This is a genomic window from Pseudarthrobacter sp. alpha12b (assembly GCF_054130495.1).
This window is the reverse complement of record NZ_CP196746.1, coordinates 1,181,960-1,203,912: the sequence shown is the minus strand read 5'-3', so window position 1 is coordinate 1,203,912 and position 21,953 is coordinate 1,181,960. Positions and strand designations below refer to the sequence as shown.

The 21,953-nt window shown below is 65.5% G+C and carries 20 protein-coding genes and 1 tRNA gene; 9 read left to right on the top strand and 12 right to left on the bottom strand.

The window, feature by feature from the left end:
- Positions 1–21: 21 nt before the first annotated feature.
- From ACTAQI_RS05345 to ACTAQI_RS05330, 4 genes are all read right to left on the bottom strand, one after another.
- On the bottom strand, positions 22–516 hold the full coding sequence (locus tag ACTAQI_RS05345) for a hypothetical protein (RefSeq protein ID WP_457950050.1): 495 nt from the start codon (positions 514–516) through the stop codon (positions 22–24).
- Between the two features lie 267 nt (positions 517–783).
- A complete protein-coding gene (gene selB / locus ACTAQI_RS05340; protein ID WP_457950049.1) occupies positions 784–2,580 on the bottom strand; it encodes a selenocysteine-specific translation elongation factor in 1,797 nt (598 codons plus the stop codon).
- Between the two features lie 3 nt (positions 2,581–2,583).
- Positions 2,584–3,915, bottom strand: coding sequence for an L-seryl-tRNA(Sec) selenium transferase (gene selA / locus ACTAQI_RS05335; RefSeq protein ID WP_457950048.1), 1,332 nt, complete (start codon positions 3,913–3,915; stop codon positions 2,584–2,586).
- Between the two features lie 35 nt (positions 3,916–3,950).
- Positions 3,951–4,045: transfer RNA gene (locus tag ACTAQI_RS05330), tRNA-Sec, on the bottom strand.
- A 59-nt stretch (positions 4,046–4,104) separates the two neighbouring features.
- On the opposite strand from ACTAQI_RS05330, the gene selD reads away from it, so the two are divergent.
- Positions 4,105–5,115, top strand: a complete 1,011-nt coding sequence (gene selD / locus ACTAQI_RS05325) for a selenide, water dikinase SelD (RefSeq protein WP_457950047.1) — start codon at positions 4,105–4,107, stop codon at positions 5,113–5,115.
- Between the two features lie 14 nt (positions 5,116–5,129).
- Here selD and nrfD read toward each other — a convergent pair whose 3' ends face one another.
- The 5 genes from nrfD to ACTAQI_RS05300 form a co-directional block, all read right to left on the bottom strand.
- On the bottom strand, positions 5,130–6,221 hold the full coding sequence (nrfD, locus tag ACTAQI_RS05320) for an NrfD/PsrC family molybdoenzyme membrane anchor subunit (RefSeq protein ID WP_457950046.1): 1,092 nt from the start codon (positions 6,219–6,221) through the stop codon (positions 5,130–5,132).
- Positions 6,218–7,219 (bottom strand): 4Fe-4S dicluster domain-containing protein, encoded by a 1,002-nt coding sequence (locus ACTAQI_RS05315; protein ID WP_457950045.1) that lies wholly within the window; start codon positions 7,217–7,219, stop codon positions 6,218–6,220. Before ACTAQI_RS05315 ends, nrfD begins: the two co-directional genes overlap by 4 nt.
- 98 nt (positions 7,220–7,317) lie before the next feature.
- Positions 7,318–10,650 carry a formate dehydrogenase gene (gene fdh, locus ACTAQI_RS05310; protein WP_457950044.1) on the bottom strand — a complete coding sequence of 1,111 codons (3,333 nt, stop codon included), beginning with the start codon at positions 10,648–10,650 and terminating at the stop codon, positions 7,318–7,320.
- Between the two features lie 87 nt (positions 10,651–10,737).
- The gene (locus ACTAQI_RS05305; RefSeq protein WP_457950043.1) at positions 10,738–10,983 is read right to left on the bottom strand and encodes a DUF1272 domain-containing protein; all 246 of its coding nucleotides are present in this window, start codon (positions 10,981–10,983) and stop codon (positions 10,738–10,740) included.
- Positions 10,984–11,044: 61 nt separating this feature from the next.
- On the bottom strand, positions 11,045–11,875 hold the full coding sequence (locus tag ACTAQI_RS05300; RefSeq protein ID WP_457950042.1) for a hypothetical protein: 831 nt from the start codon (positions 11,873–11,875) through the stop codon (positions 11,045–11,047).
- A 300-nt stretch (positions 11,876–12,175) separates the two neighbouring features.
- Here ACTAQI_RS05300 and ACTAQI_RS05295 point away from each other — a divergent pair, with 300 nt between their 5' ends.
- Positions 12,176–12,883 (top strand): HAD family hydrolase, encoded by a 708-nt coding sequence (locus ACTAQI_RS05295; protein ID WP_457950041.1) that lies wholly within the window; start codon positions 12,176–12,178, stop codon positions 12,881–12,883.
- Between the two features lie 89 nt (positions 12,884–12,972).
- On the opposite strand, the gene ACTAQI_RS05290 is transcribed toward ACTAQI_RS05295, so the two are convergent.
- Together ACTAQI_RS05290 and ACTAQI_RS05285 are read right to left on the bottom strand one after the other, a co-directional pair.
- Complete coding sequence (locus ACTAQI_RS05290) at positions 12,973–13,245, bottom strand: hypothetical protein (RefSeq protein ID WP_457950040.1); 273 nt, start codon at positions 13,243–13,245, stop codon at positions 12,973–12,975.
- A gap of 123 nt (positions 13,246–13,368) precedes the next feature.
- The gene (locus tag ACTAQI_RS05285; RefSeq protein WP_457950039.1) at positions 13,369–13,983 is read right to left on the bottom strand and encodes a hypothetical protein; all 615 of its coding nucleotides are present in this window, start codon (positions 13,981–13,983) and stop codon (positions 13,369–13,371) included.
- Between the two features lie 288 nt (positions 13,984–14,271).
- On the opposite strand from ACTAQI_RS05285, the gene bioB reads away from it, so the two are divergent.
- Both bioB and bsaP read left to right on the top strand, forming a co-directional pair.
- Positions 14,272–15,324: a biotin synthase BioB gene (gene bioB / locus ACTAQI_RS05280; RefSeq protein ID WP_457950038.1), complete on the top strand. Its 1,053-nt coding sequence runs from the start codon at positions 14,272–14,274 to the stop codon at positions 15,322–15,324.
- Positions 15,321–15,554 (top strand): biotin synthase auxiliary protein BsaP, encoded by a 234-nt coding sequence (gene bsaP / locus ACTAQI_RS05275; protein WP_457950037.1) that lies wholly within the window; start codon positions 15,321–15,323, stop codon positions 15,552–15,554. The genes bioB and bsaP overlap by 4 nt, the downstream gene beginning before the upstream one ends.
- Before the next feature lie 162 nt (positions 15,555–15,716).
- On the opposite strand, the gene ACTAQI_RS05270 is transcribed toward bsaP, so the two are convergent.
- Positions 15,717–16,103: a maleylpyruvate isomerase N-terminal domain-containing protein gene (locus ACTAQI_RS05270; RefSeq protein ID WP_457950036.1), complete on the bottom strand. Its 387-nt coding sequence runs from the start codon at positions 16,101–16,103 to the stop codon at positions 15,717–15,719.
- Between the two features lie 210 nt (positions 16,104–16,313).
- On the opposite strand from ACTAQI_RS05270, the gene ACTAQI_RS05265 reads away from it, so the two are divergent.
- The 5 genes from ACTAQI_RS05265 (at position 16,314) to ACTAQI_RS05245 (ending at position 21,932) form a co-directional block, all read left to right on the top strand.
- On the top strand, positions 16,314–17,192 hold the full coding sequence (locus ACTAQI_RS05265) for an MFS transporter (protein ID WP_457950035.1): 879 nt from the start codon (positions 16,314–16,316) through the stop codon (positions 17,190–17,192).
- Between the two features lie 181 nt (positions 17,193–17,373).
- Positions 17,374–18,417, top strand: a complete 1,044-nt coding sequence (locus tag ACTAQI_RS05260; protein WP_457950034.1) for a LacI family DNA-binding transcriptional regulator — start codon at positions 17,374–17,376, stop codon at positions 18,415–18,417.
- 208 nt (positions 18,418–18,625) lie between these two features.
- Positions 18,626–20,086, top strand: coding sequence for an extracellular solute-binding protein (locus tag ACTAQI_RS05255; RefSeq protein WP_457950033.1), 1,461 nt, complete (start codon positions 18,626–18,628; stop codon positions 20,084–20,086).
- The gene (locus ACTAQI_RS05250) at positions 20,083–21,012 is read left to right on the top strand and encodes a carbohydrate ABC transporter permease (RefSeq protein ID WP_457950032.1); all 930 of its coding nucleotides are present in this window, start codon (positions 20,083–20,085) and stop codon (positions 21,010–21,012) included. The genes ACTAQI_RS05255 and ACTAQI_RS05250 overlap by 4 nt, the downstream gene beginning before the upstream one ends.
- A gap of 8 nt (positions 21,013–21,020) precedes the next feature.
- Positions 21,021–21,932, top strand: coding sequence for a carbohydrate ABC transporter permease (locus ACTAQI_RS05245; RefSeq protein ID WP_457950031.1), 912 nt, complete (start codon positions 21,021–21,023; stop codon positions 21,930–21,932).
- The last annotated feature ends 21 nt before the right edge of the window (positions 21,933–21,953 follow it).

Genomic DNA, 21,953 nt, shown 5'->3' with positions numbered 1-21,953 from the left:
CGCATCCAGCACGCGCTTCTTCTACATTCTGCCCGTGGTGAGGTCTGGGTCGACGTTGGGATCCTTGCGGCTGGCTTCCTGTTCCTGTGGGTTTGCTGATGGCGCGGGTTCCTGTTTGGACGCCTTCACGGAGCGCCACACCGCTGCCCCGGCTGCCAGTGCCACTATTCCGGCGATCCACCACCGGATCCTGGATGCCGGCCGCCGAACCTGGACGGGAATGGTTTTCCTGCCGCGCCGGGCCGAGGCCTTGGGTCCGACGCGCCTGAGCTGTTCCTGTACCCGGGGTGTGAAGGTTTCCACTCCGCCGGCAAGGTCGTCCGCCAGCCGGCGCAACAGCACCTGGAGCCGAGGGGAGGCGGTTTCAATGCCGGCATCCAGCCCGGCCACTGCTCTCTGGAGGGTCACTTGGACCCCGGGGGTTGCCCATTCCCTGCCCCTGGCCAAATGACTCAGAAGGTTCTCGGAAAGACGGTGAAGCTGTTCGGACTCAGTCAGGGGTTCTGCGGTGCGCATTGGTGTCTCCTTTGAGTGGTCGTGAAGACAGACTAGGGCCGGCAGAACCGCCGGGACAGGGCCTTTGGACCGATCCGTCAACCTGCGAGGTTCTGGCGTTTAATCTGGATCAGGGGGACCTGCGCCAGCGCGACTTCGACCGAACGTTGCGCCGTTACCCACCACCATGATGCAAGTGCGCGCCCTCGGACAGCGTGGGCGGTCCCACCATGTGCGGCATCATCGGCGAAAGTCGAGCTGGGGGACCCTGTGACCGGCACCCCAGGGTCAACGCACCACGGTGCGGTGGCCGGCATCCAGGCGCTGGGTCCAGCCACGCGAATCGAGATATTCCAGCAACGGAACGGCGATGCGGCGTGTTGTGTCGAGTGCCTGGCGCGCCTGGCTGGTGGTGAAGGGCTGGTCCAGGCGCGCGAGGGTGCGCATCGCAAGGGCCGGCGCCGTCGGCAGCAGCACCACCCCGTCACGCAGCCGCAGCACACGACCCGTCCGTTCGGCGGCCGCGAGCTCCCGGGCGCCCAGGCCCAGGGCAGCCAACTCATCGGATTCCGGGGCATGGAACGCGTCCGCTTTGAGGCGGCGCTCCAACGTGGCAATGGCCGGTTCGATGGGGCCAAGGTTGTCCTGGCTGCCGGGCAGCCGAACGTGTCCGCTGTCCTGTTCCAAGGCAGCCCCGTGGATGACATGGGAAAGGAGCTTCTCGTCGGGCAGCTTGAGCAGGTCCCGCGCCGCGCCCATGGAAAGGCCTGGGGCCAACGGATCCCGTTCCTGCAGCGCCTGGACTGCAGCGCGCAGCCGATGCTGCCATGCCTCGAGGACAGGGACATGCACCCACCAATCACCGAAAACCCGGACGCCCGGCGGGGCGTCCACGCCATGCCCGGACAGCAGTCCAAGCCTGCGCAGATGATGTACCTGTACTGCTCCGCGGGCGGCCACCTCTCCCAGCACGTCCCCGGTGGGGTCCATGCCTGCAAGGCGCTCCGCCCAGTGGGCGCCGTCGCCGCGCCGCCGCAAGGCCGGCGGGTCGGCATCGAGGATGCGCGCGCCGCCCAGCACCGAGCGGCTTCCCGGGTGGCGCAGCACCAACCGGTCCCCGAGAACGAGTGGCAGGTGCCTGTCGAGGACGAGCCGGGCGTGGTCAGCCCCGAAGGGACGCAACCGGGCCGGTACCGACGCCGTGCCAACGTGCACCATAAGTTGCTCAGGCAGCTCCGTGTAGGCCGCTCCGGTGGTGCGCTGGATGCCGACGACTCCCGTGGTGGGCCATGCGTCCGGAGTAACCAGCGCGTCTCCGCGCCGGATATCCGTAGCGGCAACGTCACGCAGGTTCAACGCCACCCGGCTGACCGGCCCCACCGAAGCGTACGTAGTGTCACGGCTTTGCAGGCCCCGGACCACGACCGGCCGGGAACCGACGTGGCCGAGCAGTTCCAGCCGGTCGCCCTGGGCGAGTGTTCCTGCTGCCAGTGTTCCGGTCACCACCGTTCCGGAACCGGTGATCGTGAACGAGCGGTCCACCCACAACCGGACCCGTCCGGTTGTGGTGGGAGCAGGCACCTGGGCCAGGACGTCGTCGAGCGCGGCACGCAACTCATCCAGCCCGCTCCCGTCGATGGCCGACACGGCTATTGCAGGCGCATCCTGCAGACCGGTCCCGGCCAGCTCCGTGCGGGCCCGCGAGAGGACCTCTGCAATCCGATGCCCGGAGGCGCGGTCCGCGCGGCTTAGCACCACGACACCGTGTTCGATCCCAAGCGCAGCGACGGCGTCCCGGTGGTCGCTTGACTGCGCCTGCCAGCCTTCGTCGGCGGCTACGACGAAGCAGACCACCGGCGCCGGTCCGATTCCTGCAAGCATGTTCCCGAGGAACCGTTCGTGGCCCGGTACGTCCACGAACGCGACGTCCTGTCCGGCCGGCAACGTGGTCCACGCATAGCCCAGGTCAATGGTCAGCCCGCGGCGCCGTTCTTCCTCCCAACGGTCCGGCTCCATGCCGGTGAGGGCGCGGACCAAGGTGCTTTTACCGGAGTCGACGTGCCCGGCTGTGGCAATGACGTGCACCGCTCAGCCCGTCCTGCCTGCATCCGCAAGCTTGAGAGCTGCCAGAGCCTGCCGGACCGCGTCGAGAATCCGGTCGTCATCCACGGGGGGAACGCAGCGCAGATCGATGAGGCAGGAGCCGTCGTGGACGCGCGGCAGCACGGCCGGGTCACCGGTGCGCAAGTGGACCGCGAGTCCCTCCGGGAGCCGTAGCGCCCATCCCGGCAAAGGAACGCCGGGGGCGCCGCCGCCGCCCACCCGGCCATCATGGGCCACGACAGGTACACCGAGGGCTTGGGCGAGCTTGTCTGTGCGGCGCCGCAGTTGTCCGACGTCGGCATGCAGAGCTTGGACAACCGGTGGAGGTCCGCCCGCAACAGTCGCCTCCAGGGCAGCGAGGGCGAGTTTGTCGGCCCGGACTGCACGGGCGAGCGGGTGGCGGGCCAACCGGGTGATGATCTCCTTGCGGCCCAGCAGCAAGCCCGCCTGGGGGCCGCCCAGCAGTTTGTCACCGCTGGCGATGACGACGTCGGCCCCGCCCACCAGGGCGGAGGCGATATCCGGCTCATCCGGCAGGAACGGGTCGGGTGCCAACAGCCCGCTGCCCAGGTCAGCCACGAGGGGTACCCCGTGGGCCGCAGTCAGCGGGCCCAGCTCGTCCAGCGGGACGGCGGACGTGAATCCGTCAACCCGGAAGTTGCTCGGATGCACTTTGAGTACGCAACCCGTCTCAGGTCCCAGGGCGCCGGCATAGTCATGCAGGTGCGTCCGGTTGGTGGTGCCCACCTCGCGAAGCGTGGCGCCCGTTGACTCCATCAAGTCGGTCAGCCGGAAGCCCGCGCCGATCTCGACCAGTTCCCCGCGGCTAACCACCACCTCCCGGCCGGCGGCCAGGGCCGTGGTTGCCAGCACCAGCGCTGCGGCTCCGTTGTTGACCACCAGCGCGTCCTCGGCGGCGGGACAGGCGGCGAGCAACGCAGCCCGGGCGCCGGCGCCTCGACTGGAACGGGTGCCGTCTACCAGGTCCAGCTCCACGTCAACGTAGCCGCTGGCCGCGACAAGGGCCTCCACCGCGCCTTCAGAAAGTGGGGCGCGGCCAAGGTTGGTATGGACGATGACGCCGGTTGCGTTCAGCACCGGGCGCAGGGTGATTGCCGTGCGCGCAGCCACGGCGGCGAGCAGGGCGGCTTCAACCTGGCTGGGAGGGAGCTCACCGCGCCGTGCCTGCTCCTGGGCTTGCCGGACCAGTTCACGGATGACGCGCTCGTTCAGCCGGGTCCGGGCCTCGCGGACGCCCGGCAGTGCCAGCAGGTCATTCGTGCGGGGAATCAGGCGCCGGGGATCGACCTGGTCCACAGCCCTCCTCTTTTCGCGGCTTTCATGCCGGTAGTTGGCGGTGGCGGACGGGAATCGAACCCGCCAGGCCGAGATGCTCAGCCTCACCGGTTTTGAAGACCGGGGGGCCCACCAGGACCCGGACGCCACCGCGCCTCAATATAGCAGGGTTGGCTTGAGGGGTACGCTAGGCGGGTGAATGAGGCCCAGATGTCAGTCCAGCAACTCGATGATGGCGCCGCCGGCGCACTCCGGCTCACCGACTACGCCCACGGCGGGGGCTGTGCCTGCAAAATTCCGCCAGGCGAGCTCGAAGATGCGGTCCGCGGCCTCATCGGCCAACCAGGCGCGGAAGTGCTGGTTGGTCTTGACAGCGGCGACGACGCAGCTGCGGTCCTGGTGCGTGACGATCTTGCGGTCCTTACCACCGCGGACTTCTTCACTCCCGTCGTCAACGATGCATTTGACTGGGGCCGCATTGCCGCAGCCAACGCACTTTCTGACATTTACGCCATGGGCGGCCGTCCGGTCACGGCCATCAACCTTGTTGGGTGGCCCCGCGGTGTCCTGCCGATGGAACTAATGACGGAAGTCCTTCGCGGCGGGCTGAGCGTGGCGTCAGAGGCGGGGTGCCCCGTGCTTGGCGGACACTCCATCGATGATCCGGAGCCCAAGTACGGCATGGCCGTCACCGGCGTCGCCCATCCCGACCGTTTGCTGCGCAACGACGCCGCCCGGCCCGGGCTGCCCATCACGCTCACCAAGCCGCTCGGCGTCGGACTTCTCAACAACCGGCACAAGCAGACCGGTGAGGTATTCGCTGAAGCAGTGGAAACGATGGCGGGACTAAACCGTGATGCGGCCGAGGCCGCCGTGGCAGCAGGCGTCCGGGCGGCGACCGACGTGACGGGCTTTGGCCTGCTGGGACACCTTTACAAGATGGTCCGCGCCTCCCGGGTGGGCGCGGTGATCGATCGATCAGCGGTACCACTGATCGACGGGGCGCTGGCGGCACTGCGGGATGGCTTTGTCTCCGGCGGGACCCGGCGCAACCTCGACTGGGTGCGGCCGCACGTTAGCACCGCTCCCGGCGTTACCGAAGACGATCTGCTGCTGCTGGCCGATGCCCAAACCTCGGGCGGCCTTCTGGTGGTCGGCGAGCTCCCGGGGTACCCGGTGATTGGCCACACCACCACCGGCCAGGGCATCGAGATCCGCTAACCGCCGCGGATCGATCAGCTGCCGGTAGTGATCGCGTCGCCGGTGACGCCGGCCGCACGGCGGGCAGCCAGCCGGTTCTTTTGCGGTTCGATGGTGTACCGCGGATCCCTGGCAGAGGCGAGGCCAGCCTCAAACACACCGAACCGGGTCAGGGCCGAGGCGGCCAGCAATGCCAGTCCCGACGCGGCGGCCACCACGCGATGGCGACCTCCCAGCAGCGTGCCCAAGCCACCGGCCACTGCCAACCGCTCGCTCCACTTCAGCATGGCGCCCGCCTTGCCCTGGTGCAGCGGTTCCGCTGCTACCGGATCCATCCGGCGCTCCATCACCTTCATGGCAGCCACGTCACCCAGGACGCCGAGCACGGCGAGTTTGCGGGCGGGACCAGTCTCGCGCACCGGTGTTGTGACCATGGCGAGCCCGGCAGAAGCGAGGCAGGCCGAACTCACGAAGACAAAAGGCAGTTCCTCGTGCGCGGCGTTCCATGTGGGTGTGGCGGTGTCGCCGAGCAGCACTGCCGTGTAAGCCGCGAGTGGCCCTGCGAATACCGCAGCCTCAAACCCGGCCGGTCCTTCGACAGCCTGAAGCACCTTCCGCAACGGACCCAGCGGAAGCCTGCTTCCGCTCATCCGGTCGATCTCCGCTACTGCCGAGACTCCCGCACCAGCGCTGAAGGCACTGAGGATCCAGGAGCCCACGCTCATCGGCGAGGTCACCTTGAAGGTCCGCAGCATATGCAGGAAACGTTCCGGCCTGCCCAGGTCCTTCACCAAAGCGACAGCACCGGCGCTCACCGCTGTCAGGGCGCCCAACCGTGCGTTCCGGCGCAGCGTTGGCCGTCCGGTCAGCTGCCCGCCGAGACCGAGGAGTGCCGACCCGGCTGCCACGCCGCCCAGGAACAGGTAGATGGCGACGTCATCGCCCCAAGGCGCCGGCTTCACTACGGAACGGCCGTAGTACGAGGTGAATTCCGGCTCCGGCACCATGGGCATTTCCCGGGAGCCGTCACCGTTATCCCGGCGGCGGCGGGGGCCACGCTTGCCGTCCGGCCTGCGGCGGCGGGCAGACTCCGTTGGCCGGAAGCTGTCGAACTCTGAGAGGGTCACGACCGTCCTCCCAGGAAAGCCAGTGCAGCTGCCGCGGCCATGCCCGCTACGGCCAAGCCGGCCCGCCGGTACATCTGCGGCAGGTCGGCTGTGGGCACCCGCGGGTCCGGCGGGAGCCCGTACACCTCGGGCTCATCGAGCAGCAGGAAGACAGAGCCGGTTCCGCCGACGCCGTCGTTTTCATTCGCGCCGTACAGCCTCGCCTCCGTCATGCCTTGGGCGTGCAGAGTGGCCACCCGTTCCCGGGCCGTCTCCACCATGTCGTCGTGGTCGCCGAACTTGATGGACGTCGTCGGGCATGCCTTGGCGCACGCGGGCGTTTCGTCGGCCACCAACCGGTCGTAGCACAGTGTGCACTTCTGGGCGATGCCCTCATTCGGAACGGCGGGGTGCTTGGAATGCTGTTCCTCCCTGCTGGTGGCGACCTTGACGGTGCCGTTGCTGCGGCGCTCGATCACACCGAAGGGGCACCCGGCCACGCAGGTTCCGCAGCCATTGCAGACGTCGTCCTGGACCACCACGGTGCCGAATTCGGTGCGGAACAGCGCCCCAGTGGGGCAGACGTCCAGGCAACCGGCGTGGGTGCAGTGCTTGCAGACATCAGAGGACATCAGCCACCGGAAGTCCGCCGTATCAGGGGGCGTCGTATCCGCCCCCGCCAGATCCGCCCCTGCAGGGGCGGGCGGACCGATGCGGGGCATGCCCAAGCTGACCAGGGCCCGCCCTGATTCCCGCGCCTCGGCAATGCGTTCCTGGCCCTGCTCGATGAATGCGACATGTCGCCACGTGCTGGCGCCCAGGGATCCGGTGTTGTCGTAGGAGGACCCGAGCAGTTCCAGGTTTCCGTCCTGCGGATTGTGGTTCCACTCCTTGCAGGCGACTTCGCAGGCCTTGCAGCCGATGCAGATCGAGGTGTCAGTGAAGAACCCCTTGCGCGGATGGTTGTGCTCCCAGTGGGCATCGGCGGTGGGGTCGGTCGGTCCGGACAGCTGGCCCATCTAGTTCTCCAACGTCGGGTCGTTACCCGGACCGCTGCCGGCAGGCAGCGTTCCGGGACGGGCATTGTGTGCTTCGGCCGGGCCGGCGGTGACGTTCATCATCCCGGGCCTCCATCTGCGTGGTCATTGTCCCCCGTGGGTTCCAGGCCTTCCGCCGCGGGGTCGGTGACGGCCCGGTTACCGGTCTCGATGGTCACTCCGGCCCTCGCCTGGTACTCAGCAACCAAGGCAAGCAGTTCCTTCCCTCGCGGCCGGCGGCCCGGACGGATGTCGCAGGAGGCCACCTTGGATTCCTGGATCTGGACGTTGGGATCCAGCGTCACGCCCAGTAGATCGTTGGCCGCGTCACCGCTGACGACGGCATTGTTGCCGACGCCCCAGTGGTAGGGCAGCCCGATCTGATGCACGGTGTGCCCGCCAACGGCCAGCGGCCTCATCCGATCCGTGACAAGCACCTTCGCCTCAATGGCGGAGCGGGGCGAGATGATTGTGGCCCACCCATAGGGCTCAAGTCCGCGCTCAGCAGCCAGTTCAGGCGAGACCTCACAGAACATCTCCGGCTGCAGCTCCGACAGGTACGGGAGCCAACGGCTCATCCCGCCGGCCGTGTGATGCTCAGTGAGCCGGTACGTGGTGAAGACGAACGGGTAGACGTCCGCGCCCCTGGTACCGGCGCTCGGCGCGCTGAGGTTGTCCGCGCGGGGGAACACCAGGCGAGCCGGACTCTGCTGTTGCGGGTACAACGCGTTTGCCACCGGTGATTCCTGAGGCTCGTAGTGGGTGGGAAGGGGTCCGTCCACCAGGCCTTTCGGTGCAAACAACCAGCCCTTGCCGTCAGCCTGCATGATGAAGGGATCATCTCCGCTGAGCGCGGCTGGACCACCGACAGATGGGTCGGGGTGGCTTCCCGGCGCCCGGTCAACCGGGAAGTCGGGCACGTCGTCTCCGACCCATTTGCCCTGCTCCTGGTCCCACCAGATGTACTTCTTCCGCTCGCTCCACGGTTTACCTTCCGGGTCGGCCGATGCGCGGTTGTAGAGGATGCGGCGGTTCGCCGGCCATGCCCAGCCCCATTCCGAAGCTGCCGGCCCCTGTTCCTGGCCCGGCTTGCGGTTGGCGGCATGGTTGAAGCCGTCTGCGTATACGCCGGTGTAGATCCAGCAGCCTGCCGCCGTGGAACCGTCAGCCCTGAGTTCGGTGTATGCGGAGAGGGGTTTGCCGGCGTCGGGACCATCAAGATGGCGGCCGTTAATCTCGGCAAGGACCGCCTCGGCGTCCGGATCACCGTGCTCGTCCGTGGGGTAGTCCCAGGTCAGGTCCAGCAGCGGACGGTCCCGCTCGTCTTCCGACCCGGCCAGCTTCTCCCGTATCCGTTGGCCCAGCTCGAAGAAGAACTGCAGTTCGCTTTGGCACTCCCCCGGCGGTGCTACCGCCTGGTGCCGCCATTGCAGAAGCCGCTGGGTCTGCGTGAACGAGCCCGCCTTCTCCACATGGGTGGCTGCCGGTAGGAAGAACACCTCGGTCTCAATGTCCTCGGTGCGCAGCTCCCCGGTTTCGATCTCCGGAGCGTCCTTCCACCAGGTGGCCGACTCGATCAGGTTCAAGTCGCGCACCACAAGCCACTTCAAATGCGACATGCCCAGACGCTGCATGCGGCCGTGGGCGGAGCCCACTGCGGGGTTCTGTCCGAGGAGGAAGTAGCCTTCCACCTCGTCCTCGAGCATGCCCATCACTGTCTCGTACGTACCGTGGGCTCCAGTGAGCCTGGGCAGGTAATCGTAGGCCCAGTCATTATCCGCGTTCGCGGCGTCGCCCCACCAGGCCTTCAGCAGGCTGATGGTGTAGGCGTCGGCGTCCGCCCAATAACCCTTTTGCTGTTTGGACCCGATCACTGACAGATACTCACTGAGGCTGTCGTGGCGGCCGGCACTGGGCATCGGCAGGTATCCAGGCAACAGGTTGAACAGGGTAGGGATGTCTGTGGAGCCCTGGATGCTGGCATGGCCCCGCAGGGCCATGATTCCGCTGCCAGGGCGCCCCACGTTCCCGAGCAGAAGCTGCAGGATGGCTGCGGCCCGGATGAACTGTGTTCCCAGGGAGTGCTGGGTCCAACCCACGGCGTATGCGAAACAGGTGGTCCGGTCGCGCCCCGAGTTCTCGGTGATGGTCCGGGCCAGATACTCGAAGTCCTTGACGTTGATACCGCACATATCCTGCACCATCTCCGCGGTGTAACGGGCGTAGTGCCGTTTCACGATCTGGAAGACAGTCCGGGGGTCCTGCAGAGAGTCGTCGCGCTGGACTTCCGCATGCTCCAAGGGTGGTCCGCCGCTGCCGAACGCGTGCCCGGCGGCTCGGGCCGTGGCGTCGGCGCCATGTTCCGAACCGGGGCCGGGCTCGTCAATGGCGCCCTCCCCCTTTTCCGCATATGCCCATGAGGAGGTGTCGTACGCGCCTTTCTCCGGGTCGAAGCCGGAAAACAGGCCGCCCAGGTCCTCGGCGTCGCGATAATCGTCATGGACCAGGGTGGCAGCGTTGGTGTACGCGCTGACGTACTCCTTGAACCAGAGCTCGTTGGAGATCACGTAGTTGATGAGGGCACCCAGGAGCACCACGTCAGAGCCGGCACGGATGGGAATGTGCTTATCCGAGACCGCCGAGGTCCGCGTGAACCGGGGGTCAATGTGGATGACCTTCGCTCCGCGGGCTTTAGCCTCCGCTACCCACTGATATCCCACAGGATGGCACTCGGCCATGTTGGAGCCCTGAATGATAATGCAGTCGGCGTTGGCCATGTCCTGCAGTGATTGCGTTGCACCACCGCGTCCAAACGAGGCTCCCAAACTGGGAACCGTGGCGGAGTGTCATATGCGGGCCTGGTTCTCGGTCTGCACCGCCCCTGCAGCCGTGAAGAGCTTCTTGATCAGGTAGTTCTCTTCGTTGTCCAGGGTTGCCCCGCCCAGCGAGGCGATACCCATGGTGCGGCGCAGCAGCCGGCCCTGTTCATCTTCCTGCTGCCACGTCCTGCGGCGTGTCTCGATGAACCGGTCCGCCACCATGTCGACGGCCGTGGCAAGGTCCAGGTGTTGCCACTCGGTGGAACGCGGCGCACGGTAGAGAACTTTCGTCTGCCTGCCCGGAGAATTGACCAGCTGCTCGCTGGCAGAGCCCTTGGGGCAGAGCCGGCCACGTGAAATAGGTGAATCCGGATCACCCTCGATCTGGACTACCTTCTCGTCCTTGACGTAGACCCGCTGTCCGCATCCGACGGCGCAGTACGGGCACACGCTCTGCACAACGCGGTCGGCAGTGGCCGTCCGGGGGGCTATCGCCCTGGTCTTGGCCGACGTAACTGCTGGGCCGCGGCCCAGCAGGTCGCCCGTGCTCAGCTGACGGACGACCGGCCATTGAAGAAAACTTCGCGGTGCCATTTCTGGAGCATATCCCAGACCACGGCGGGAGCAACAGGACAAGGTTGGGCGTGTCTCCCCCGGTGATGCCTCCCTGGGCGCCTACGTTCAGGCTGGCTGCTTGCTGCAGCTGGGCGAGACGACCCGGACGGTGCTTGGCGGATTTTTCGCCAGCGCCGCGGGAGGCCGGATGGGGCGCAACTGAAGATCGCCTCCACAATTAGGACAGGACCTATTTGGAAAGCGCTCAACGCAGCCGGGGCACCAAGTGCACTCGAATGTGCAGATGTAGGCCTCATCGGAGGGCGCAAGGTCACGGTCGCAGCATTCGCAGTTGGGGCGTATCTCGAGCATTCGGCAAATCTACCCCAGCGCTCCTGGACAGTTTCCCACCCCGGTAAATATCCGGATACGCTTACTTGCGCCGCGGGAATACGGTGCGGCCCCGCTGCAACGCCGTCCTCAGATTGTTGACTGCCCGATACAACTCGGCTGTTCCGACGTCCGGGAACGATCCGTTTCCGCCGTACAGGGAAAGAGCACCTGCTGCGGCCGCACGAAGAGTGCGCGCATCCGTGACGCCGGTGAACTGCGATTGAAGGTAGTCTGCGGTCATTAGGCGCGGCTCGTCATTCTCCGCCCGGGCAACGGTACAGAGCGCCGCAATCGCGGCGATAATGTCATCACGGATAGCTTCAACAGTTCCTTCCCGGCCGCTCGTGCCGACCGTCCACCTGGATTTTCCCGGCAGCAAGCCAGCAAGCGATGAGAAGCCCGCGATGCAGCACACAGCCCCCACAAAGCCGCCGAATCCGGCACCGATCGGCCCGCCAATGAGAAGGACTCCTGCGCCGATGCCGGCAAGACCGCCGCCAAGACGCCACGCCAGTCTTGCCTTCGGGTTTGGTTGGTACGCAGAGACCCCATACTTCCGCCGCGCCCCCTTGACCCGGCCTGTGGTTGACGGACCAGGCCTGGCCGGTCCGTCAACTACACTGCCGTACTCGTTGACCCACTGGCCCGCGCCGACCTCCGGGCAGTGGGCGTGCACGCTCTCATTAATGGGTGCGAAGTCGGCCGGGTAACCCCGGTACATCATCTTCGAGAGGCTCACGTCGAAGTCCACGTGGCCATCGGACCAGTAGGCGTCGTAGCGGACAAGGCGCACAGGTCGGCGCAGCCATCGTGAGGGCCGGATGAACGCCACGGCTCTAACGGCGGCAGGACGGTCTGTGGTTGCGGGCATGAGCCGATAGTGGCACATCCAGGACCCGTACTCCTCATGGCCAGCGGGGAGACTGCAGCTGTGTCGCGCGCTACGCCAAACAAGATCTTCAATGCCGTCCGGGCGTCAGAAGCCGGGAACTTCCTGCCTCATGGCGTTTGCAGCCACTGCAGCATGCAGAATTCGGAGACGAGATCAACACCGGAAATGTCGAGCCCCTTCTTGTGCAATAGGTCGGTCCAGTGGCCAGGGCCGCACCCGGCGTCACAGCCTACGGATGGGCAGGTGGGCAGCACGCGAACAGACCGATACGGTGGGTAGGTGCGGATTCAAGCTGTCCTCTTTGATCTGGACAACACGTTGTTCGACCATGAGGCGTCCGCTAAATCAGGGCTGGGCGGCTTTCTGCGCCATCTCCAAGCAGAACCTTCCGCGGACCTGGCCCGCTCCTGGTTCGAGATCGAGCAACTCAACTACGACCGGTTCCTGGCGAAGGACCTCTCGTTCCTGGAACAGCGCCGCGAACGGCTCCGCCAGTTTCTGCCCTTGGCGGGAATGGTTCCGCCTCGAACGGATGCACAGCTCGACGAACTGTTCGCGGCCTACCTCCAGAATTACGAGCAAGCGTGGACTGCGTTTCCGGACGCCGCGCCGATGTTGGAGCTCCTGCGCGCCAGTGGCATCCCGGCCGCCGTCGTCACCAATGGCAACCACGATCAGCAGACATCGAAGATCAAAAGAATCGGGCTCGAGCCTCTTTTGGACGGCGTCTTCAGCTCCGAACTCATGGGCCACACCAAGCCGGAACCGGAGGCTTTCCTCGTGCCCTGCATGAGCATGGGCTTATCTCCCGCCGAGACCTTGTATGTCGGGGACAACTACCACACCGACATTACAGGCGCCCGAACTGCCGGGCTGCGGGCGGTCCACCTCGACAGGGACGCCACTGAGTGCCAGGGAGTGATCCAGACCCTCACAGACCTGAGCGACCTGCCTAGATGGGACGCCGACGGAATTTTCCTCCGTTAACAACAAGAACGGCCGATGCAACTGCCAAGAATTCTGGTGTTGCAACGACCGCTGGGACACCCCCGGTGGTCCAGGCTGCGCAGGCTTGCCTACCGCTCGATGCTGACGCTGAGATCCAGATGAATGTTCTCACTGGCGAGACGGTCCTGGAGGTACTGGGCAAGGCTCGCATCGGTGGCGGTGTGCGGGCCCTTGGGGACAGCTCCACGGAAGACGGCCTGGGTATTCGTTGACCTCAGCACGTCCAGCGGGGTTGACCGGAGATGTCCATCGGTCAGGCGTTCGATGTCTGTGCGGAAGGTGCGGCGGTGGTTATGCCGGGCGGAGGCGTGCATGGTGAACGGAATAAAGGCTACGGGCAAGAGGGTCCTTTCGAGCGAGGCAGCCAGCGGTCGGCTCCTCACTGGTGACAAGGCATAAACGAGCCCTGCTATTCCCTCTCAACCCCAAAGGAGACGGGCATCACTGAGGGCACCCCGCCCGTCTTACGCTGGCAGTGGATTGACGTGCACAATGATGACCTGGACGTCCTTCGAGCCGTCGTAACGGAGATCGTAGGTGATCTGTAGGCCGGTCGCGGTGCCCGGAGTGATGGCGAATTCGCTCTTCTGATCAGGCCTTGCGGAGATGGACTCAATCCAGCCCTCGGCTGAGTCGCTGGGGATGCCGTACCGGCCCACACCTTCACGGACCAGCCTGGAGAGGTCCTCCAGGGAATTGGCGGTAAGGAAATAGGTGACCTCGCTGAAGTCGGAACCGGTATTCATACCGTTCAGGCGCAGGCGATCCGATCGCGCGGTAATGACACCGTACGGAGCCTCGATGACGACCTCCATAAGTCCATCGGTGTGGACGTCCGGCGCCTGGCTTGTGCCGTCTTCCAATCCGACGCTCTCTTTCGGCAGCCGCCCGGTCTCCATATCCAGGAGCGCGTACTTGGAAGATTTGATCTGCTCGATGCCGGCAGCGTCCAGCCTGGAAAAGATCTTCGCCCCGGCCGGAGGCGCGCTGGTAGTTGCTGGGGTGGCACCGCCGTAGGGCGCGACGCAACCGGTCAGCAGGACCGGGACGGCCAGGAGCAGTGCGGCAAAGCGCTTCATTGATTCCCCCAATTGATGACGAGCAGTCGATGACAGCCTACCGAAGGCTGGCCCATAGGGGCTGGCCACCGAAGTGCATCGGTAGCGGTACGGACCAGCCCCGTCTTGAGACCACAGGTGGCAGCGGTGAAGCGGTCGCCCTGGCCGCCGGAGTTGGCGCAAAGTCTTCCCTGGCATTGGTTGGCCCATTCACCGGGTTCTTTGTTGAACCCCTCCAAAATAGGGTCGCCGAAGGAGAACTAGCGTCTGCAGTGAGGGATATTCCAAGTAGACGCGAGGGACCACATAATGACGATGCAGGCAAACCTTCCCATCCCAGGGAGCGGGGGGACCACCACGGTCGGAGGCTACGCCATCCTTGAGACCGCCCGCCGGCAGGTTCTCGAGGACGGCATCGGCTTGGACCAGGCCCAACTCGAAGAGGTCCTCCGCCTCCCGGACGAGGCACTTCCAACCGCCCTGGAACTGGCACACCAGGTCCGGCTCCGGCACTGCGGCGAGGATGTGGAGGTGGAGGGCATCATCTCCATCAAGACCGGCGGCTGCCCGGAAGACTGCCACTTCTGCAGCCAGTCCGGCCTGTTCGACTCCCCCGTCCGCGGCGTCTGGCTGGACATCCCGGAACTGGTCAAGGCCGCCAAGGAAACAGCCGCCACGGGGGCCACGGAGTTCTGCATCGTCGCCGCCGTACGCGGGCCCGACGTCAAACTGATGAACCAGATCAACTTCGCCATCCAGCGCATTAATGCCGAGGTGGACATCAACATAGCCTGCTCGCTCGGCATGCTCACCCAGCGCCAGGTGGACCAGCTCAAGGACTGGGGTGTCCACCGCTATAACCACAACCTGGAAACAGCCCGCAGCTACTTTCCCAACGTCGTCACCACCCACACCTACGAGGAACGGCTGGAGACCTGCGCCATGGTCAAGGACTCCGGCATGGAACTGTGCTGCGGTGCCCTGATCGGAATGGGTGAAAGCCTGGAACAGCGGGCGGAACTCGCCGCCCAGCTTGCCGCCCTGGAACCCCATGAAGTCCCGCTCAACTTCCTGAACCCCCGGCCCGGGACACCCTTGGAGAACCAACAAGTCATGGACGGCAAGGACGCCCTCCGCGCCATCGCTGCCTTCCGCCTCGCCATGCCCCGCACCGTTCTGCGGTACGCGGGCGGCCGCGAACTCACCTTGGGCGACCTCGGCACCCGCGACGGCCTGCTCGGCGGCATCAACGCCGTCATCGTCGGCAACTACCTCACCACCCTCGGCCGGCCCGCCACCGCAGACCTGAACCTGCTCGTGGACCTCAACATGCCCATCAAGGAACTCCAGAAGACGCTATGACAGGGGTTTCGCGTTCCCCGTGTTCAACCACGGGGAACTATTGCGGGCACTGCGGTGAAGCGTACGACGGCGGCGACGGCCCGCCGTCGTACCTTCACCACCGCTGCGGCGAACGGCTGGCCATGGAGCCGCCGCGGTACTGCGGCGCCTGCGGGCGCCGGATGAAGGTACAGGTAACACCGCTGGGTTGGACGGCGGAGTGCTCCCGCCATGGCGTGCTTAGGCCATGAGCGCCAGTGGCGTCATCCAGCGTGACCGGGCGCTGGTGGCGCCCTTCTGACGAGTGTTGCGCTATGCCCGCGGTGGGACTCGAACCATATGTCAAGCCTTGGGAAACACCTTCCGTGTCCCATCGGGCTGGGACGTCGGCCGCAACCCCTCCTGCTGCCGGTTCACCAGCTCGGCAGCGCCGGAACCGGTCCCTCCGCCTCGATAGTGGCTGCATCGCCGCGCGCCAGCCCCTGAAGCAGGCCCTCACGGTCGGACTCGACGCGCAGCGCGCCGTTGCCGATAATCCACTGGTCGCGTTCCTCAGTGACCAGGGTCATTCCCGGGGCACCCTTGGCCCTCAGCGAACGCACCACGGCTTCGATCGCGTTCAAGAGTGAATCAGGGTCGGCTTCCTCAATGGTCCAGGCCGTATCCAGGTCATGATGGTGCACCAACGCTCTGCCACTTGATGCAACGTGGGCGATCACGTGCGCCCTTGACCATCCTTCACACAGCGACGGGCCCGCCATTTCATCGTCCGAAAGGGAAGCGACGGCCGCAACGAACATGTCCGTTTCCTTGCCCAGGCGGGACAGGTCTGAGTGCAGGGGTGCGGGGGGTAATCATCCCGACCCGGGACCTGGCTGACGGCCCCACGCCGGAAACAAAAATGCCGCGCCGATGCACGCAAATCCCTGCATCGGCGGGGCGAAGCATTAGGGACCCCTGGCTCCTATCGTGTGGTCCGTGGTCAATTCGGCAATAACTTCCCGGCAGGTGTGGGCAGCTCATTGCTGTTCGCCCACCTCCGCCACTCCGGCGCCGGCCCGTCCGCCGTCTTCAACACCCGGGCGATTATGTCGGTGGCCTGGGTGGCAGGGCCGCCAGTAGCAACCTTCATCATGGGCTGGTTCGGCAACCGCACCATGCTGCTGGCCATCGCCGCCGTGGCCGTCATCAACATCGCCACTGCCGCGGTGATGATCAAGGCGCGGACCGCCGCAAGTGCCGCCGCTGCTGCAGGGAGACAACAGGTCTCCCCGGCCTCCACCCCAGAGGAGCCGCCCGTCGATCGCCTCCGTGTTGCCCTGATCATGGCCGCTTTCATCCTGCTGCAGGCCACCAACGCCACCGTGATGACGATCATGACCGTCTACGTGACCGAGACCCTCAAGATGGACGTGATGTGGGCCGGCATCGCCCTCGGTGTTGCCGCCGCCCTCGAGGTGCCCGCGTTGCTGCTGGTCGGCCGGCTCAGCGGCAGGTTTTCCCAGCTCGGCCTGCTCGCCACCAGCTGCATCGCAGGAATCGGCTACTACCTCGGCCTGGGCGTCACAACCGGGCCCCTGCTGCTGCTCGTCCTGCAGGTGCTGAACGCCTGGTCGTTCGCGGGGATCGCGGGGGTCGGTCTGCCGCTGTTCCAGCAGATGATTCCCAAACCGGGTCTCTCCACCGGCTTGTACATGAATACGCGCCGGATCGGTGCCATCGTGTCCGGGCCCATCATCGCTGCAGGCTCACTTACCGCTCTGGGTCAGCGCGGTATCTTCCTTACCAGCGCAGTGCTCACCCTCCTTGGCCTGGCAATTGTCGTCGTCGCGAACCGAACAAACCGAACCGCGCCCGAACGGTCAGCTGCCTCCGTTGACGCGACCTAAACGCGCATTCGGGCACCCCGGAGAATCGTCAGGCACGGATTCGGTGAGGTCCCTTCCACCGCCGTATCCCCGGCAAGAGACGGATCCCTTTCGTCGTCGCCAGAAAGGGCACCTAAGCAAGGCACCCCCTGACCTCACACGAGTTAGGTATGCTAAGCCGAAAGGCAGGGGATGGATCGGCATGGCCAAACGTAAAGCAACGGCACTGGATGTGGCACGACGGGCGGGGGTCTCCCGCAGTGCAGTGTCACTGGTACTAAACGGCAGGGCAGACGGCAACGTGACCGCCGAACGCCAGGAGCGCGTGCTCCGCGCCGCGGCGGAGCTGGACTACACGCCCAACTCCGTCGCCCTCAGCCTGCGCAACCAGCAGACATCAACGATCGGCATCATCACGGATGACATTGTCACCAGCCCCTTCGCCGGCCGGCTGATCAGCGGCGCCTCACGCACGGCCTTGGCCCGCGGGTACATGGTCCTGGTGGTCGACACAGAACATGACACGGCCCGCGACAGCGCTGCGGCGCAGCAACTCGTGCACCGGCAGGTCGACGGCATCATGTACGCCACCGGCAGCCTGCGCGAAATTACCGCTCCCCCGGCGATGCTCACCCTGCCGGCCATCCTGGCTAATTGCACCGACGCAGGCTCCCAGCTCCAGTCGGTAATTCCGGCAGAGGTCGACGGCGGACGCGCCGCGGCCCAGCTGCTGATTGACCTGGGCCACCGCCGCATCACCCTGTTGACCGGAACTCTCAGCTCGCCCGCCGCTCCGCAGCGCGAACAGGGTTACCGCAAGGCCATGGAAGAGGCAGGGCTGGGCCTTGAACATCAGCATGTCCACGCGACCGGATGGGACATCGACGAGGGCTACCGGGCCGCTTCCTCCGTCCTGGGCGGCAAAAACCGGCCGACGGCAATCATCTGCTCCAACGACAGGGTTGCCACCGGCGTTTTGCTTTACGCCGCTGCCGCCGGACTCCGCGTACCGGAGGATCTGTCCGTGGTGGGCTACGACGACCAGCAGAAACTCGCCGCCAACCTTGTTCCCGCCCTCACCACAGTGGCTCTTCCGCACGCCGAAATCGGAGCAACGGCCATGTCCCTGCTGTTGGATGCGGTCGAAGGAAAAGCCCCGGCAGGGGAACAGTGGGAAGCAGGAACTCTCTACATGCCCTGCCGGATCATCCCGCGGGCGTCCACGGCAGCGGTCCCGGCCGGCTAACCTGGCGGACCGTTTACACGGCACCAGGCTGCTGAAACGTGATGGCAGGGATGACCCGTCCCGGCCTCCGGCGGGAGCCCGCGGTCCGCGCCTGGCCAGGCGGCTCACGCCCGTACTTCACGTTCATTGATCTACCAGCAACAGACTTACTTGACACGTGTTAGGTACGCTACGTACGCTACTTAACACGTGTTAGGAGGAGCCGACAATGACGTCTGAAAAGACACCGGGGAACACAACCCCCTCGTATGCGCCGCGGTCCGGTAGCGGACTTTCACAGCTCACGCGGCGTTCCATGCTGGGCCTCACCGGCCTTGCTGTTGCGGGAGCCACGGTGGGCGCCTGGCCCCGACTGACCGGAAGTGACATTCCGGGCCGCGGGAGCAAGGCCCTGAACATCGCCATCCTTGGAACGGCAGCAGACGCCGCGGCCCGCCAGGGCCTGATTAACGCCTTTAGCGCCGCCCACCCTGATATTCCGGTACGTTTGCAGGCGATCCAGGGCGCGGACTGGAAGGACTTCTTTTCCAAGATCCTCACCATGGCCGCCGCCGGAACACCGCCGGACGTCGTCTACGTCGCCACTGAGGGCGCCCAGTTGTTCGCCGACAAGCTCGCCGAGCCGCTGGATGACTATGTCCGCCGGGACGCTGCGGACATGAGGGACTACTTCGACGACGTTCACCCGAGCCTGCTGGAAGCCTTCATGTACCAAGGCCACCTCTACCAGCTTCCGCTGGACTGGAACGCGGCGAACATGTATTTGAATACCGCCACATTCGCCCAGGCCGGGCTCGAGCGGCCCAGGGACGACTGGACGCAGGACGACTTCAGCGCCACCCTCCGGGCCCTGCGGAAAGCACGCCCGGCCGACTTCACCCCGTACTACTGGACCAACCGGCTCTTCGGTGGAGTAGTGCCTTGGCTGTACGCCAATGAAACCAGCTTCCTGACCGAAACCAAGGCTTCCGGCGGGGACTGGTTCTGGGACCGTTTCTACCCGAACGACCCAGCCCGGGCCACCCGCGGCGGCGGCTACCAATGGCTGGCTCCGAACGCCGAAGACGGGCGGGTTATCGAGACCTTCGACTACCTGCGCGAACTGGTCGCCGAAGGACTGGGCGTCCGTCCCGAATCCGGGGGCGGCAATGCCCTGGTTGGCTTGTTCGGCAACAACCGCATCGGCACCACGCCGGCAGGCGGCTACTGGGCACAGGGCCTGCACGACGCCGGAATGACGGCCGAGCAGTTTGACGTCCAGTTCTTTCCCCGCTGGCGGACGCAGCGGCACCAGTTCGGTGCTGCCGGCTACGCGATCATGCGCACAGCGAAAGACAAAGACGCCGCCTGGGAATGGGTGAAGTTCTGCTCCAGCCGCGAAGCGATGCAGTTGGCCATTCCCAAGCCGAACACCACCCCCACCCGCCGTTCGATGGTTAATGAGTCCTTTTACGCGGCCACCGGACCCAGGCACTGGAAAGTCTTCTACGACACCCTCGACCGGTTCCCCACCTCCGGCCCCATCCCCGCTCCGCCCCAGCAGGCCGCCGTCGAAACCGCCCTGATGAAAAACGTTTCCACCGCTGTCAGCGGCAGCTCCGCTGATCTGCGGGCCGCGATGGGCACCCTGCAGCGCGATCTCGAACTGGCCCTCAGGAGGAACTCATGACCACCACGTCCACCGCCCCACGCCGAACGGCGAAACCAGCGGCCGCGCGCCGCCCGTTTATCGAGCGGTGGCTGGCCATGATCTTCCTTGCTCCCACGGTTCTCGGGATGGCCCTGTTCACCTTCCTGCCGATCATCGGCTCGCTTGTCCTGGCCTTCTTCCGCTGGGACATCATTTCGGCACCCCAGTTCGTCGGTTTCGCCAACTTCGCCTCCCTGGCACAGGACCCCACCGTCCGCGTGTCGTTCCTTAACACCATCGTGTTCGTCGTCGTCGCAGTCATCCTTCAACTGGGCATCGCCCTTGGCCTGGCGTCCATGCTGCAGGCCAGAATGCCCTCCTGGCTCAGGGTCTTCCTCCGGTCCACCTTCTTCTTCCCCCTGGTCCTGTCCGCCGCGTCGGTGTCCATCTTCATGCGGTACATGTTCAACGAACAGTTCGGCGTCGTGAACTGGCTCCTGTCCCTGATTGGCATTCCCGCAGTGCCCTGGCTGACCAGTCCCGCGGCATCCGCAGCCGTGGTGGTCCTGGTCTACGTGTGGCAGAACTTCGGGTTCTCCTTCCTCCTCTTCCTCGGTGCCCTGACCAACATTCCCAAGGAACTGCACGAGGCCGCCAACCTGGACGGCGCCACAGGCTGGAAGCAGTTCAGCAACGTCACCCTTCCGCTGATCAGCCCCACGGTGCTCGTCGCCTCCGTGATGGCAATCATCAGTGCCCTGCAGGTCTTCGACCAGCCCTACGTCCTGACCAACGGCGGTCCCGGCGATTCCACCCGCACCGCCGTCATGGTGATCTTTGAATCCGCCTTCCAGCAACTGGAGTTTGGCAAGGCCTCGGCCATAGGCCTGGTACTCACCGTTCTTATCCTTGCCGTCACCGCCCTGCAATTCCGGCTCAGCCGCCGCTTCGTCTTCTACCAGTGAGGTCCCTCATGTCCAGCCAGACCCTGCACACCGGGACCGACACGCATTCCGGTTCCACCACCGGCACACCGACCACGCCCAAGCGTTACCGCAACCGCCGCCTGCCGTCTGCCGGAACCGTCGGCAGGTACACCGCACTGGCCGTGGCGGCAGCCCTGACCCTCGGGCCTGTCCTGTGGACCTTGTCCACATCCTTGCGGACGCCGTCGGAATCCTTCAACCTGCCACCGTCCTTCCTGCCCATCAACCCTGACTTCACCGCATACCAAGAGGTGTTCAAGCAGATCAACGTGGGCCTCCTGGTCCTGAACAGCGCCTTGGTGACCGGGCTGATCGCAGTTGGCCAGATGGCTTCCGCTACTCTGGCCGGCTATGCCTTCGCCCGAATGGACTTCCGCCGCAAGAACGCCATCTTCTCGCTGGTGCTGGCCACCATGATGGTCCCGGTGCAGGTCACGATCGTCCCCGTGTTTATGCTCATTCGAGGAATGGGTCTGTCCGATACGCTGCTGGCCCTGATCCTGCCGGCCATTCCCACCGCCTTCGGCACCTTCCTGATGCGCCAGTACTTCCTGGGCCTGCCAAACGACTTCGCGGAAGCGGCCGCCCTGGACGGCGCCGGACCGTGGCGGATCTTCCGTTCTGTCTACGTCCCGCTGGCGGTCCCCGGCATGGCAATCGTCGGGATCCTGGCGTTCAATTTCCACTGGAACGAGTTCTTCCGGCCACTGATCCTCACCATCAGCGAACAGAACTTCACCCTCCCCCTCGGCTTGGTCACGCTCCAGGGCAACCTCGGCACGGGGAGCATATCGGTGGTCCTCGCCGGCGTGATCCTGTCCATGCTGCCCGCACTGGTGGTCTTTATCTTCGGCCAGCGCACCCTGCGGGAAGGCCTCACGGCCGGCGCGAGCAAATAACACAAAATCATAAAAGGAACC